The organism is Vibrio splendidus (genome assembly GCF_003345295.1).
In the GTDB taxonomy this organism is placed as follows: domain Bacteria; phylum Pseudomonadota; class Gammaproteobacteria; order Enterobacterales; family Vibrionaceae; genus Vibrio; species Vibrio splendidus_K.
The window spans coordinates 484964-499276 of the sequence record NZ_CP031055.1 but is presented as its reverse complement, the minus strand read 5'-3'; the positions used below and the strand labels follow the sequence as shown (position 1 = coordinate 499276).

Annotated in this window: 13 protein-coding genes; 12 read left to right on the top strand and 1 reads right to left on the bottom strand. The window is 44.6% G+C overall.

What is annotated here, in order from left to right; genetic code table 11:
* Positions 1-38 precede the first annotated feature (38 nt).
* A complete protein-coding gene (gene corC / locus DUN60_RS02105; protein ID WP_004735253.1) occupies positions 39-929 on the top strand; it encodes a CNNM family magnesium/cobalt transport protein CorC in 891 nt (296 codons plus the stop codon).
* Positions 930-961: 32 nt separating this feature from the next.
* Positions 962-2476 carry an apolipoprotein N-acyltransferase gene (gene lnt / locus DUN60_RS02100; RefSeq protein ID WP_114633073.1) on the top strand — a complete coding sequence of 505 codons (1515 nt, stop codon included), beginning with the start codon at positions 962-964 and terminating at the stop codon, positions 2474-2476.
* Between the two features lie 114 nt (positions 2477-2590).
* Here the strand turns inward: lnt and DUN60_RS02095 are convergent, their stop codons facing one another.
* Positions 2591-3061 carry a zinc ribbon-containing protein gene (locus tag DUN60_RS02095; RefSeq protein ID WP_099167163.1) on the bottom strand — a complete coding sequence of 157 codons (471 nt, stop codon included), beginning with the start codon at positions 3059-3061 and terminating at the stop codon, positions 2591-2593.
* 265 nt (positions 3062-3326) lie between these two features.
* Between DUN60_RS02095 and leuS the strand changes: the two genes are divergently transcribed.
* From leuS to ybeD, 10 genes are all read left to right on the top strand, one after another.
* The gene (leuS, locus tag DUN60_RS02090) at positions 3327-5903 is read left to right on the top strand and encodes a leucine--tRNA ligase (RefSeq protein ID WP_114633072.1); all 2577 of its coding nucleotides are present in this window, start codon (positions 3327-3329) and stop codon (positions 5901-5903) included.
* A 226-nt stretch (positions 5904-6129) separates the two neighbouring features.
* A complete protein-coding gene (locus DUN60_RS02085; protein WP_114633071.1) occupies positions 6130-6771 on the top strand; it encodes an LPS-assembly lipoprotein LptE in 642 nt (213 codons plus the stop codon).
* A gap of 9 nt (positions 6772-6780) precedes the next feature.
* Positions 6781-7806, top strand: a complete 1026-nt coding sequence (holA, locus tag DUN60_RS02080; RefSeq protein ID WP_114633070.1) for a DNA polymerase III subunit delta — start codon at positions 6781-6783, stop codon at positions 7804-7806.
* Between the two features lie 64 nt (positions 7807-7870).
* Positions 7871-8188: a ribosome silencing factor gene (gene rsfS, locus DUN60_RS02075; protein ID WP_004735247.1), complete on the top strand. Its 318-nt coding sequence runs from the start codon at positions 7871-7873 to the stop codon at positions 8186-8188.
* 3 nt (positions 8189-8191) lie between these two features.
* Positions 8192-8662, top strand: coding sequence for a 23S rRNA (pseudouridine(1915)-N(3))-methyltransferase RlmH (gene rlmH / locus DUN60_RS02070; RefSeq protein ID WP_004735246.1), 471 nt, complete (start codon positions 8192-8194; stop codon positions 8660-8662).
* Positions 8663-8668: 6 nt separating this feature from the next.
* Positions 8669-10561: a penicillin-binding protein 2 gene (mrdA, locus tag DUN60_RS02065; RefSeq protein WP_054548034.1), complete on the top strand. Its 1893-nt coding sequence runs from the start codon at positions 8669-8671 to the stop codon at positions 10559-10561.
* Positions 10561-11682, top strand: coding sequence for a rod shape-determining protein RodA (rodA, locus tag DUN60_RS02060; protein WP_004735244.1), 1122 nt, complete (start codon positions 10561-10563; stop codon positions 11680-11682). Before mrdA ends, rodA begins: the two co-directional genes overlap by 1 nt.
* 3 nt (positions 11683-11685) lie before the next feature.
* Complete coding sequence (locus DUN60_RS02055; protein WP_017080324.1) at positions 11686-12525, top strand: septal ring lytic transglycosylase RlpA family protein; 840 nt, start codon at positions 11686-11688, stop codon at positions 12523-12525.
* Between the two features lie 93 nt (positions 12526-12618).
* Entirely contained in the window at positions 12619-13800 is a 1182-nt protein-coding gene (locus tag DUN60_RS02050; RefSeq protein WP_017079939.1) for a serine hydrolase, read from the top strand.
* A gap of 232 nt (positions 13801-14032) precedes the next feature.
* On the top strand, positions 14033-14311 hold the full coding sequence (gene ybeD, locus DUN60_RS02045; protein WP_029223108.1) for a DUF493 family protein YbeD: 279 nt from the start codon (positions 14033-14035) through the stop codon (positions 14309-14311).
* Positions 14312-14313: the final 2 nt, after the last annotated feature.

Sequence of the window (14313 nt, the reverse complement as noted above, 5' to 3'; positions counted from 1 at the left end):
GCTATCACACTTCTGATAGCGTTATTTTTTGAGAAATCATGAACGAAGGTAACCCCCCCACTTCTGAGGGAAGTAAAAAATCTGAAGGTCCGAGTAGAAAGTCCTTCTTTGAACGCCTAGGCCAACTATTTCAAGGTGAAGTAAAAGATCGCCAAGAGCTCGTAGATGTAATCCGCGACTCAGAAATTAATGACCTAATTGACCACGACACACGCGACATGCTCGAGGGTGTTATGGAAATTTCAGAGATGCGAGTACGCGATATCATGCTGCCTCGCTCTCAAATGGTTACAGTTGAACGCACCGATGATTTAGATACATTGATTGCGCTTATTACTGATGCTCAACACTCTCGCTACCCAGTGATCAGTGAAGATAAAGACCATGTTGAAGGCATTCTATTAGCGAAGGACCTACTTAAGTATTTGGGTTCAGAAAGTGCCCCATTTGATATCGAACAAGTGATTCGCCCTGTCGTGGTTGTTCCTGAAAGCAAGCGAGTTGATCGCCTGCTCAAGGAGTTCCAAGAAGAGCGTTACCACATGTCCATCGTTGTCGATGAGTTTGGCGGTGTTTCTGGCCTGGTAACCATTGAAGATATCCTCGAAGAAATCGTTGGTGAAATTGAAGACGAGTTCGACGATGAAGAAGAGCTAGATATTCGTAAGCTGAGTAAGCATACCTATTCGGTTAAAGCTTTAACCACCATTGAAGAGTTCAACGATACGTTTAACACTTCCTTCAGTGATGATGAAGTCGATACTGTGGGTGGTATGGTAATGACAGCACTCGGTCATCTGCCTGTTCGTGGCGAAATTGTAGAAATTGGAAACTACCATTTCAAAATAACATCAGCAGATAACCGTCGTGTGATTCAGCTACAGGTAACCATCCCTGACGAGCAGCCTCTTCCGACTATCGAAGAATAACAACTTCTCTCTAAAGAGATGACAGAAATTAGATGACTAAGACCTTTATTCATCGCCTATTACGGCCGCTTGCGGCCGTTTTTGTTGGCGCTATAACAACCCTTTCATTCGCTCCATATTCAATATGGCCTCTTGCTATTCTCAGCCCAGCTTTGTTGCTGTTACTGATCCACAACCGTTCTCCTAAAAGTGCGCTTTGGATTGGTTACGCATGGGGCTTAGGCCAATTCACGACTGGTATTAGTTGGGTATACGTCAGTATTGATGGCTTTGGCGGAATGCCTCTGGCTGCCAATTTATTCTTAATGGCATTGCTTGTTGGTTATCTTGCGGTCTACTCCGGCCTATTTACTTGGAGTTTAAACAAGTACTTCCCTGCTAATAACCTAAGCCGCTTTTTCCTCGCGGCTCCTGCATTGTGGTTAATCTGTGATTGGCTGCGTGGTTGGGTAATGACTGGCTTCCCGTGGTTATGGCTAGGTTACAGCCAAATCGACTCTCCACTAGGCTCATTCGCACCGATTGGTGGTGTAGAGCTAGTAACTCTAGCGATCATTGTTTCAGCCTCTGCATTCGCTTATGCGATTGTTAACAGGGCATGGAGTATCGCTATTATTCCCGCTGTCGTATTTTGCGCTGGCTTTGGTATTCGCAACATCGATTGGGTCACGCCGAACCCTGAAAAAACAACGTCAGTCGTCTTAATACAAGGCAACGTCGATCAAGACAGCAAATGGCTGCCGAGTCATCGCTGGCCAACCATGATGAAGTACACCGACCTAAGCAGAGAAAATTGGGGAGCGGATATCATCATCTGGCCTGAGGCTGCTATTCCAGCATTCGAAGTTGAGATTCCATCTTTCTTACGTAACTTAGATAGCGCAGCAAAGATGAACAACAGCTCAATCATCACTGGCGTACTCAATCAGTCTGAAGATAAGAAGTACTACAACAGCGTTCTTTCTCTAGGTGTCAATCCATACGGTGAATACAGCTACGATCCAGACGAACGCTACCATAAACATCATCTTCTACCATTTGGTGAATTTGTTCCGTTTGAAGATATCCTGCGCCCATTAGCACCTTTCTTTAATTTGCCAATGTCATCATTTAGCCGTGGCGACTTTGTTCAACCAAACATCGTGGCAAATGGACGTCATCTAGCACCGGCGCTTTGTTATGAGATCATCTTTAATGACCAAGTTAGGCAGAACGTAACAGATGAAACTGACTTTATCTTAACACTCTCTAACGATGCGTGGTTTGGTCGCTCTATTGGCCCGTTGCAACATATGGAAATCGCACAGATGCGTGCTCTGGAGCTGGGTAAGCCGCTGATTCGCTCAACCAACAATGGTGTAACGGCAGTAACGGATCACAAAGGCAGGATCATCAAGCAAATACCGCAGTTTGAAACCGCAGTATTGAAAGCTGAACTCATTTCAACGGATGGTCAAACCCCTTATCACGTGGTCGGTACTTGGCCACTGTATATCTGGGCGTTGCTTAGTTTGGTAGCTGGCTGGTTTATGAGAAGAAAAGACTAGATTCGAGATTCGAGATTCGAGATTCGAGATTCGAGATTCGACGGAAAGTTGTTGAGGGTTGGCTAATTCAGTCAACCCTTTTTTTATTGCTGCTGTTTAATATGGCTCAGGAATCTATGGCTTAAGCGCTTTACGGCTAAACCCTGTCGAGCCACATTTAATACACGGAATAATCGTCGTTGGATGGTTATATTCAGTTTGATGTCCGCACTCATCACAGACAAGCGTCCCGAGTCCGATAACCTCTTCCGCTTGATACAAGCCTTGATGTTCTAAGTCTTGGAACAGTTCAACCCATTCCACCTTAGTGCGATCAGTGATATCCAGCAATCCTTGCCAAATAGAGTCTGTGATCATCAAATAAAATGGACCACCTTTACTCTCTTCATAACTTTCGGAAAACTCTTTTAAGTCCGACTTCACATAGGCAGAGATCAATGAGAGCTCATCTTTGGTCATATCATTGGCTGCTTTCGCATACTTACCTGACGTTTCGATTTTGTTGTTAAGCTCTTCAGGGCTATGCTTCAGCGTTTCTATCACCTCTTCGACGACTTCTTCATAGAGTGCTTTTTTCTTCGGCATAACGACCTCCTTAAGATGACCAAGCTTTATCTTAGTAAACGGGTCCGTAGTTAAGCGACCAGTTCCTAACAAACAAATGCAATTCATACCCTTAAGTATAGCTGTCCTAAGTAATTTGGTTGAATTTACGCAATCAACCGTGCTGCAACTGCAAGTATGAAGGGTATAACTATTGTTGTACTAAGCTCCTTTAGGTATTCTATGACGATCTGTAAGATTCTGTTCTAACCGAACTCACAAATTCCAAGATAACCGGATACCATCGATGCAAGAACAATATAACCCGCAAGAGATTGAACAAAAGGTTCAACAACACTGGGATGACAGCGAGACTTTCGTTGTAAGTGAAGACCCAAATAAAGAAAAATTCTACTGTCTTTCTATGTTCCCGTACCCAAGTGGCCGACTGCATATGGGTCACGTGCGTAACTACACCATCGGTGATGTGGTATCTCGTTTCCAACGTCTACAAGGCAAAAACGTAATGCAACCAATCGGTTGGGATGCATTCGGCCTACCTGCAGAAAACGCAGCTGTAAAAAACAACACAGCGCCTGCTCCGTGGACCTACGAAAACATCGAATACATGAAAAACCAGCTTAAACTTTTAGGCTTTGGTTACGACTGGAAACGTGAATTCGCAACGTGTACGCCTGAGTACTACCGTTGGGAACAAGAGTTCTTCACTAAACTTTACGAACAAGGCCTAGTTTACAAGAAGACATCTTCTGTTAACTGGTGTCCAAACGACCAAACTGTACTAGCGAACGAGCAAGTAGAAGACGGTTGCTGCTGGCGTTGTGATACTCCAGTAGAACAAAAGAAGATTCCACAGTGGTTCATTAAGATCACTGAGTACGCTCAAGAGCTGCTAGACGATCTAGACAACCTTGAAGGTTGGCCTGAAATGGTTAAGACCATGCAGCGCAACTGGATCGGTCGCTCTGAAGGTGTTGAACTATCTTTCGCTGTTAACGGTGAAGAAGCGCCTCTAGAAGTGTACACAACACGTCCAGACACACTAATGGGTGTTTCTTACGTTGGTATCGCTGCAGGTCACCCTCTTGCAGAGAAAGCATCACAGAACAACCCTGAGCTTGCAGCATTCGTTGAAGAATGTCGTAACACTAAAGTGGCTGAAGCTGAACTAGCAACGATGGAAAAGAAAGGTATGGATACTGGCCTAACGGCTATCCACCCTCTTAACGGTCGTGTTGTTCCTGTTTACGTAGCGAACTTCGTTCTTATGGACTACGGCACAGGTGCGGTAATGGCGGTTCCCGCTCACGATCAACGTGACTACGAATTCGCAACGAAGTACGGCATCGATATCATCCCAGTAATCAAACCTGAAGACGGTTCTGAGCTAGATGTGTCTGAAGCGGCTTACACTGAGAAAGGTGTACTGTTCGATTCTGGCGAATTCGATGGTCTTGCGTTCCAAGAAGCATTCGATGCAATTGCTGCGAAGCTTGAAGCAGAAGGCAAAGGTAAGAAGACTGTAAACTTCCGTCTGCGTGACTGGGGTGTATCTCGCCAGCGTTACTGGGGTGCTCCAATCCCAATGGTAACCACTGAAGACGGTGAAGTTCACCCAGTACCAGCAGACCAACTGCCAGTCATTCTTCCAGAAGACGTGGTAATGGATGGCGTAACTAGCCCAATCAAGGCAGATAAATCTTGGGCTGAAACAACATTCAATGGCGAACCAGCGCTACGTGAAACTGATACGTTCGATACGTTCATGGAATCTTCGTGGTACTACGCACGTTACTGTTCACCACAAGCTGACGACATTCTAGATCCAGAGAAAGCAAACTACTGGTTGCCAGTTGACCAATACGTTGGTGGTATCGAGCACGCATGTATGCACCTGCTTTACTCTCGTTTCTTCCATAAGCTTCTTCGTGATGCGGGTTACGTGACATCTGATGAACCGTTCAAACAGCTTCTATGTCAAGGCATGGTTCTGGCTGATGCGTTCTACCACACGAACGAGAAAGGCACGAAAGAGTGGATTGCTCCAACTGACGTGACTATCGACCGTGACGCGAAAGGTCGCATTGAAAAAGCTGTCGACAACCAAGGCCGCGACGTTGAGCACTCAGGCATGATCAAAATGTCTAAGTCCAAGAACAACGGTATCGACCCACAAGAGATGGTAGACAAGTACGGAGCTGATACAGTACGTCTATTCATGATGTTTGCATCGCCTGCAGACATGACGCTTGAGTGGCAAGAGTCTGGCGTTGAAGGTGCAAACCGCTTCCTTAAGCGTGTTTGGAAACTGGTTCACGCTCACTCTGCTAAGGGTGCAGCTGAAGCTGTTGACGCTTCTGCGCTATCTGGTGACCAGAAAGCACTTCGTCGTGATATTCACAAGACTATCGCGAAAGTAACGGACGATATCGGCCGTCGCCAAACGTTCAACACAGCCATCGCTGCAATCATGGAACTGATGAACAAGCTAGCGAAAGCACCTCAAGAATCTGTACAAGATCGTGCAATCCTTGATGAAGCGCTAAAAGCGGTAGTACGCATGCTTTACCCAATGACTCCACACATCTCTTACGAAATGTGGATTGCTCTGGGTGAATCAAACGTAGACTCAGCAACATGGCCAACGTTTGACGAGAAAGCACTAGTTGAAGACGAGAAGACTATCGTTGTCATGATCAACGGTAAGCTACGTGCGAAACTAACGGTTGCAGCTGACGCGACAGAAGAGCAAGTTCGTGAACTTGGTCTAAACGATGAAAACGCTATGAAGTTCCTAGATGGCTTAACGATTCGTAAAGTTATCTTCGTACCTGGTAAACTTTTAAACATCGTAGCTAACTAATATTTGCTAGCTAACATTGGCAAACTAACAGTTGCAGATTAAAGCGAACCAGCTTTAGTCTGCACATATAACTGCTGAAGCGAACTTATTTTGTTTTCAGCAGTCTTTAGACAGGGTGCGACATCGCCCTGTCTACTTATTTAAGTGCTTTAGACCCAGAGCCCTACGATTCGAAAGCTCTAAAGCCTTTAAATAAGTATTCTACCTTCATGAGAGCCGTCAAATAATGCGCCTGATTTCACTATCTTCATTGAAAGTTACTGTTGTTGTTTTAACCGTTAGCCTACTGAGTGCCTGTGGTTTCCACTTACGTGGTGACTATTCTGTACCAGAAGAACTCAACAAGATCTCTGTGACCAGTTACGACCAATACAGTACGTTTACACGTATGATGAAAGGTCAGCTACGTATGAATGATGTAGAAATTGTGCCACCCGCTGAGAACACACCTAACCTGCACATAATTAGTGAGAGCGTAGGTGAGCGTACCCTGTCTCTTTACCAGAATACTCGCGCTGCTGAAATTGAGCTTACATTCTATGCTTCATACCGCGTAACGATACCAGACCTCGGCTCAAAAACATTCTCGACTAGCGTAACCCGTAGTTACCTAGACAACCCGTTAACTGCATTAGCAAAATCGGTTGAGCGCGACATGATTGAAGATGAGATGCGTAAGCTTGCAACAAGCCAAATTCTTCGTCAGATGGCTCGACTAAAAGCGAACATCGCAGCTGATAGTATGAACCTAGACCAGCTTGAACACGTTCAAGTGAAAGAGCTTGAGAAACAATACAACATCAAGAACGTCGAAATAGATCCAAGTTCTACGGAAACGACAAAGCCCGTCGAATCAGCTGAAAAATAGGTTTATTTGATGCGTATTTTTGCTGACCGCTTATCAGAGCAACTTGCTAAACAACTAAGTAATGTTTACCTCATTTTCGGTAACGAGCCTCTGCTGTTACAAGAGAGCCGAGAAGCGATTCAAAAGGTTGCTAAAGAGCAAGGCTTTGATGAACGTCACCGCTTTGCTATTGATAACAGTCTGGACTGGAATCAAGTCTATGACTGTACTCAAGCATTAAGCCTGTTCTCTAGCCGTCAAATCATCGAACTTGAACTGCCAGAGTCCGGGGTCAATGCGGCGATAGCCAAAGAGTTACTGGCAATCTCAGAGCATATCCACAGCGATATTCTGTTGGTCTTGATTGGCACGAAGCTAACCAAGGCTCAAGAAAGTGCTAAATGGTTTAAAGCACTGTCTAATCAGGGTCACTGGGTCAGTTGCCTAACGCCGGATGTCAGTCGCTTACCTCAGTTTGTCCAAGCGCGCTGCCGTCAAATCGGCTTATCTCCAGACCCTGAAGCGATTCAAATGCTGGCACAGTGGCACGAGGGTAACCTATTTGCTCTCACTCAAAGCCTAGAAAAGCTAGTGCTCCAATACCCTGACGGAAAACTTACCCTAGTACGTTTAGAAGAATCACTAAGCCGCCACAACCACTTTACTCCATTCCATTGGAGTGACGCGTTACTGGCTGGAAAAGGTAATCGTGCACAACGAATTCTAAGACAACTGGAAGCTGAAGGTGTAGAGCCAGTCATTTTACTGCGTAGCATACAACGTGAACTTGCCTTGCTATTACAAATGCAGCAACAAATGAAACAGATGCCGATCGGCCAAGTATTCGAAAAACACCGTATCTGGCAATCTAAAAAGCCTCTTTATAACGCTGCGCTAACAAGAGTTTCGATTTCTCAATTACATTCGTTGTTTGCGTTGCTGACTCAAGCCGAATTGATGACAAAAACTCAATATGAACAGTCGCCTTGGCCACTAATTCATCAGTTAAGCGTAGAGTTTTGTATCCCTTCAGCTTCAATCCCATTTCACGCATAAAAGCGTGGTATATTCTAGGGTCAACAGATCCTAAAAAGCTAAATTCAGATTAAAGGAACACCCCGTGTTACGTGAAGAACTAAAAGATTTTCTTGCAGACAAAGCCGACGACATGAAAGCAGAATCGATTGTGACTATCGATGTAGAAGGCAAATCAAGTGTTACTGATTACATGATTGTTTGTACTGGCACCTCTAAGCGCCATGTTGCCTCTATCGCACAACACGTTGCCGATGAAGTGCGTAAAGCTGGTATGCAACCACTAGGCATGGACGGGCAGCAAGAAGGTGAATGGGTTGTTCTAGATATGGGAACAAGCATGCTTCATGTTATGCAAGAAGAACATCGTGAGCTGTACCAACTAGAAAAACTTTGGGGCTAAGCGTTGAAGATCCAGTTAATCGCAGTTGGTACAAAAATGCCAAAGTGGGTCGAAGAAGGCTTTAAAGAATATAAACGCCGCTTCCCTCATGATATGCCATTAGAACTCATTGAGATCACTGCGGGAAAACGTGGTAAAAATGCTGATATTGCACGTATTCTTCAAAAAGAAGGCGAAGCAATGTTGGCAGCAGTGCCAAAAGGCAACCGCATTGTCACGCTTGATATCCCAGGTAAAAAGTGGGATACCCCACAACTGGCAGAACAATTGGAAAGTTGGAAGTTGGATGGACGCGACGTTTCTATCCTTATTGGCGGGCCTGAAGGATTAGCACCTGCGTGTAAAGCGGCTGCAGACCAAAGCTGGTCTCTATCGGCGCTTACTCTCCCTCACCCATTAGTACGCGTTATCATGGCGGAAAGCTTGTATAGAGCTTGGAGCATCACTGCTAACCACCCTTATCATCGAGAATAAGCGTTAATGTTACGTAAACGTAGCCAAATCCGTGATTACAAAGCAGAAGCACGACTATTTACTAGTCGTGCTTTTGTTGCGTTTGCGGGGATCATAGTCATGATGTCGATGTTGGTTGTTAACCTGTACAACATTCAGGTCAACCAATATCAAGACTATAAAACCCGTTCTAACGACAACCGTATCAAGGTTGTTCCCATCGCGCCTAACCGTGGTTTGATTTACGATCGCAACGGTGTACTTCTTGCCGAAAACCGCCCCGTTTTCAACCTAGAAATTACGCCCGAAAAAATCAAAGATATGGATGACACGCTCGTCCGTCTACAAACGTTAATCGAGATTCCACCTGAACGTATCGAGCGTTTTAATCGTGACCGCCGCAATTCACGACGCTTCAAGTCAGTGCCTATTCTAAATCAGCTCACCGAAGAGCAAGTTGCGGTATTCTCTGTAAACCAGCATAAATTTCCGGGTGTTGAGGTAACAGGCACATTAAAACGTTTTTATCCGTATGGTGATGTACTGACTCACGTTATTGGCTATGTATCGCGCATCAACGATCGCGATATACAACGCTTAGTACGAGAAGAAAAAGACGCCAATTACAAAGCAACACGTGACATCGGTAAACTTGGTATTGAGCGCTACTACGAAGACATGCTGCACGGCACCGCGGGTTATCAAGAAGTTGAAGTAAACAGCCGTGGACGAGTCATTCGCACACTAAAATTTGTCCCTTCGGTTCCGGGTAAAGATATTGTACTTAACTTAGACATCAATCTTCAGTTATACGTGCACAAACTGCTCGATGGACGCCGTGGCTCTGCCATCGTTCTAGACCCGAAAGACAATGGCGTGTTAGCAATGGTGTCTAGCCCAAGTTACGACCCAAATGCCTTTGTACATGGTATCTCCTCTAAAGGTTATAACGCTCTACTACAGAACAAAGATCGACCTTTGGTTAACCGTGCCACATTGGGTATTTATCCACCAGCTTCTACGATCAAACCGTTTATTGCCGTTGCTGCTCTACAAGAAGGTGTGATTACACCGAATACAACGCGTAATGATCCAGGCTATTGGAAAATACCTAACTCCAAAACCAAGCCGTTTCGCGACTGGTTACGTTGGGGACACGGTGTTGTTGATATAGAGAAAGCGATTGAAGAATCAGTTGATACCTTCTTCTACCAAATCTCCTTTGATCTAGGTATCGACCGTTTATCTCAATGGATGATGTTATTCGGCTTTGGTGACTACACAGGCATTGATATTTACGAAGAAAGTAAAGCCAACATGCCAACTCGTGAATGGAAAATGGCAAGACACCGTGTGCCTTGGTATCAAGGTGACACCATCCCTGTTGGTATCGGACAAGGCTATTGGACGGCAACACCGATGCAAATCGCTAAAGCCACGTCTGTATTGGTCAACGAAGGTGAAGTAACAGCGCCTCACCTATTACGTGCGACGATCGATAATGGTCAGCCATTCGATGACCAAACAGTATCAGAGATCGAAACTTATCCTCCAATCACTGGTGTTAAGCAGAAATACTGGGATATCGCGCAAGAAGGCATGAGACTGGTAAACCACGGTAAGAAAGGTACTGCAAGACGTTCATTCCAAAAGATGTCTTACCAAACCGCTGGTAAATCAGGAACTGCGCAAGTATTCGGTCTCAAAGAAGACGAAGAATACAACGCGGACGAAATCGCAGAGCATTTACGCGATCATGCACTCTTTACGGGTTATGCTCCTTTTGAAGATCCAGAAGCGGTTGTGACTATCGTATTAGAAAACGCAGGTGGTGGCTCATCAAATGGCGGCCCTGTCGTTAGAAAAATATTAGACCATATTATTCTCGCTGAAGAAGATGAAAGTAAGGCAACAAAATAATGAAACTTGATCCTTCTACTGGACGAAATAGAGCCTTGTTTGAAAGGCTCCATATCGATCTCCCATTACTGCTCGGTATTTTGGTGTTGATGGGCTTTGCCTTATTGATCATGTACAGCGCCAGCGGACAAAGCCTTGCGATGATGGATCGCCAAGCAATGCGTATGGTGCTGTCTTTAGGTGTCATGATCTTCCTAGCGCAACTTTCGCCTCGTACCTATGAAACCTTGGCCCCGCTGTTATTTGCAGGTGGTGTCATCTTACTCTTGGGCGTGTTGTTCTTTGGTGAAGCATCTAAGGGTGCCCAACGTTGGTTAAATTTCGGTTTTGTTCGATTCCAACCCTCTGAACTATTAAAGCTTGCGGTACCTTTGATGCTGGCTCGATTTATCGGTAAACGATCACTGCCGCCAACCTTTCAAACATTAGCGATCTCGCTAGTGATGGTCTTTGTACCTACCATTTTAATCGCTAAGCAACCCGACTTGGGTACATCCATCCTTATCGCCGCATCCGGTATCTTCGTAATATTCTTGGCTGGTATAAGTTGGAAAATCATTGCCAGTGCCGCCATAGCGTTAGGGGCATTTATCCCAATATTATGGTTCTTCTTGATGCGTGAATATCAAAAAGTACGAGTAAGAACCCTTTTTGATCCTGAATCAGATCCATTAGGTGCGGGCTACCACATCATCCAAAGTAAGATTGCGATAGGTTCTGGTGGTGTATCAGGAAAAGGTTGGCTACAAGGAACTCAATCCCAACTGGAATTCATTCCAGAGCGTCACACTGACTTCATTTTTGCGGTAATAGCCGAAGAATGGGGCATGATTGGGATTTTGTTCTTGCTTGCTATCTACCTATTCATTATTGGACGGGGTTTAGTACTCGCGAGCCAAGCGCAAACAGCATTTGGTCGAATGATGGGCGGCAGTATTGTACTGAGCTTCTTCGTTTATATCTTTGTAAACATTGGCATGGTAAGCGGTATTCTACCCGTGGTTGGTGTTCCTCTACCTCTCGTCAGCTATGGCGGTACTTCAATGGTTACCCTTATGGCTGGTTTTGGTATTTTAATGTCGATCCATACACACAGAAAAGCATTTTCAAAGGCGACCTAATCGATGTCTATTACAATATTTCAAAGAAAAGCATCTTTGGTTGATGAGCTGCCAATCAAAAAAATAGCCTCTATTCTAGGCTTAGCGATTTTAATCAACGGCTGTTCTTCACAAAAGCCAACCGGTCGCTACGATATTGATTCGGATATTGCACCAGATGCACCTATCTCGGTGGAGCATCTAGAAGATGCTCACCCTCAATATGAACCTTATAGTTTAGGTGGTAACACGAATTACACTTTGCGTGGCGAAGACTACAAGATCGTAAAGAAGACCGAAGGTTTTACTGAGAAAGGCAAAGCCTCTTGGTACGGTAAGAAATTTCATGGTCACTTAACGTCTAACGGCGAGATCTACGACATGTATTCAATGTCGGCAGCGCACAAAACATTGCCAATTCCAAGCTATGTAAAAGTGACGAATACTGATAACAATAAAACGACGATTGTTCGTATCAATGACCGCGGTCCATTCCATGAAGGTCGAATCATTGACCTTAGTTATGCGGCAGCTTATAAGCTCGATGTGTTGAGAACCGGCACCGCAAATGTTGAGATAGAAGTCATTACTGTGGCTATGCCAACCGACGCAAATAAAAAGGCCGCTTTACCGCAATTTATCATTCAAGTTGCAACTTCTCCACATGAAGATAGAACCGAGAAGTTAGCCAAAGATCTAGGTGAAAAGCTAGCTGTAGCAACGTTCTTGCAGCCAAATGACGATAACTACCGTCTGATGCTTGGGCCATTTCATGACTATGCTCTGACTCAAGAGAAATTAGAACAAGTTAAGCTAATGGGTTACCCGTCAGCTTATATAAAAAAACACACACTAACCCGCTAATTAATCTAACAGTTACTTCTGGTAATCAGCGCTCTGGTGTGACAGAGTGATTCTGTTAAGATATGAATAGTTCACCAAATAATTGCATTCAAAATGATTAAATCTAATAAACTTGTTAAATCGATTTTTGCTACTTCTGTTGCTCTTTCTGCAACGATAGCTACATCGTCATTCGCCGCTCCAATTGTAGTCCCTGATGCACCGCAAATCGCCGCTAAAGGTTTTGTTCTGATGGATTACCATTCAGGCAAAGTACTAGCAGAGAAAGAGATGAACACTCAACTTTCTCCAGCAAGTTTAACCAAGATGATGACGAGCTACGTGATCGGCCAAGAGCTAGAACGTGGCAACATCAATCTAAACGACGATGTTGTAATCAGTGAGAATGCTTGGGCTAAAAACTTCCCAGATTCATCGAAAATGTTCATTGAAGTGGGCACAACGGTTAAAGTGGAAGAACTGAACCGTGGCATCATCATTCAATCAGGCAACGATGCTACTGTTGCAATGGCTGAGCATATTGCTGGTTCTGAAGATGCATTCGTTGACCTAATGAACGCATGGGCAAGCTCTATCGGCATGAAAGACACGCACTTTGCTAACGTGCACGGTCTAGACAACCCGAATCTATACTCAACACCTTATGATATGGCGCTACTTGGTCAGGCGCTGATTCGCGATGTTCCTGATGAGTACCGTATCTACTCAGAGAAAAAATTCACTTACAACGGCATCACCCAGTACAACCGTAACGGTCTGTTATGGGATAAGAGCATGAACGTTGATGGCATCAAAACGGGCCATACAAGCAAGGCAGGTTATAGCCTAGTAAGCTCAGCAACCGAAGGTAAAATGCGCCTAGTTGCTGTTGTGATGGGAACTAAAAATGCGAACGCTCGTAAAACAGAAAGCAAAAAGCTGCTTAGCTACGGCTTCCGTTTCTTCGAAACAGTGGCGCCACACACAGCCGGTGAAACCTTCGTAGAAGAGAAGATCTGGATGGGTAGCAAGGATACAGTTGCACTAGGTGTCGACGAAGATACTTTCGTTACACTACCTCGTGGTCAAGCTAAGAACCTAAAAGCAAGCTTCGTTCTTGAAAAGGAACTAGAAGCACCAATTAGCAAAGGCGATGTTGTCGGTAAACTATTCTACCAAGTTGATGGTGAAGACGTTGCTGAATACCCACTACTTGCACTTGAAGATGTAGACCAAGGCAGCTTATTTAGTCGTCTATGGGACTACCTGGTATTGCTGTTTAAGGGTTTATTCTAAACCAGTCAAAGCTTTGCTCTAAGCAATACACAAGCTCAGTGCAAAGCTAACTCAATGAGTAAGTTCATTATTTACTCATTGACGAACTAAAAGCCGCCATGTGCGGCTTTTGTTGATCTTGAGTTCAGAGATATTTACACGTAATATTCCGCCCTATTACTCGTGTCTGTTGACCGAACACGCTTTTTATCGACATTTCGCCAATTTGCGAGAGTCTAGCCTTTTGGAGCTAATCATGAACATCAATTCTGATGCAAAACTAAAAGATCTCTTAGAGTTCCCTTGTTCATTCACTTACAAAGTAATGGGCTATGCAAAGCCAGAACTTACTGAGCTAGTGCTAGAAGTGATCCAGCGTCACGCTCCTGGTGACTACAGCCCAACGCTAAAACCGAGTGCGAAAGGTAACTACCACTCTGTTTCTATAAATATTACGGCGACTTCAATTGAGCAAGTAGAAACACTTTATAAAGAACTGGGCGAGATAGAAATCGTTCGTATGGTTCTGTAATC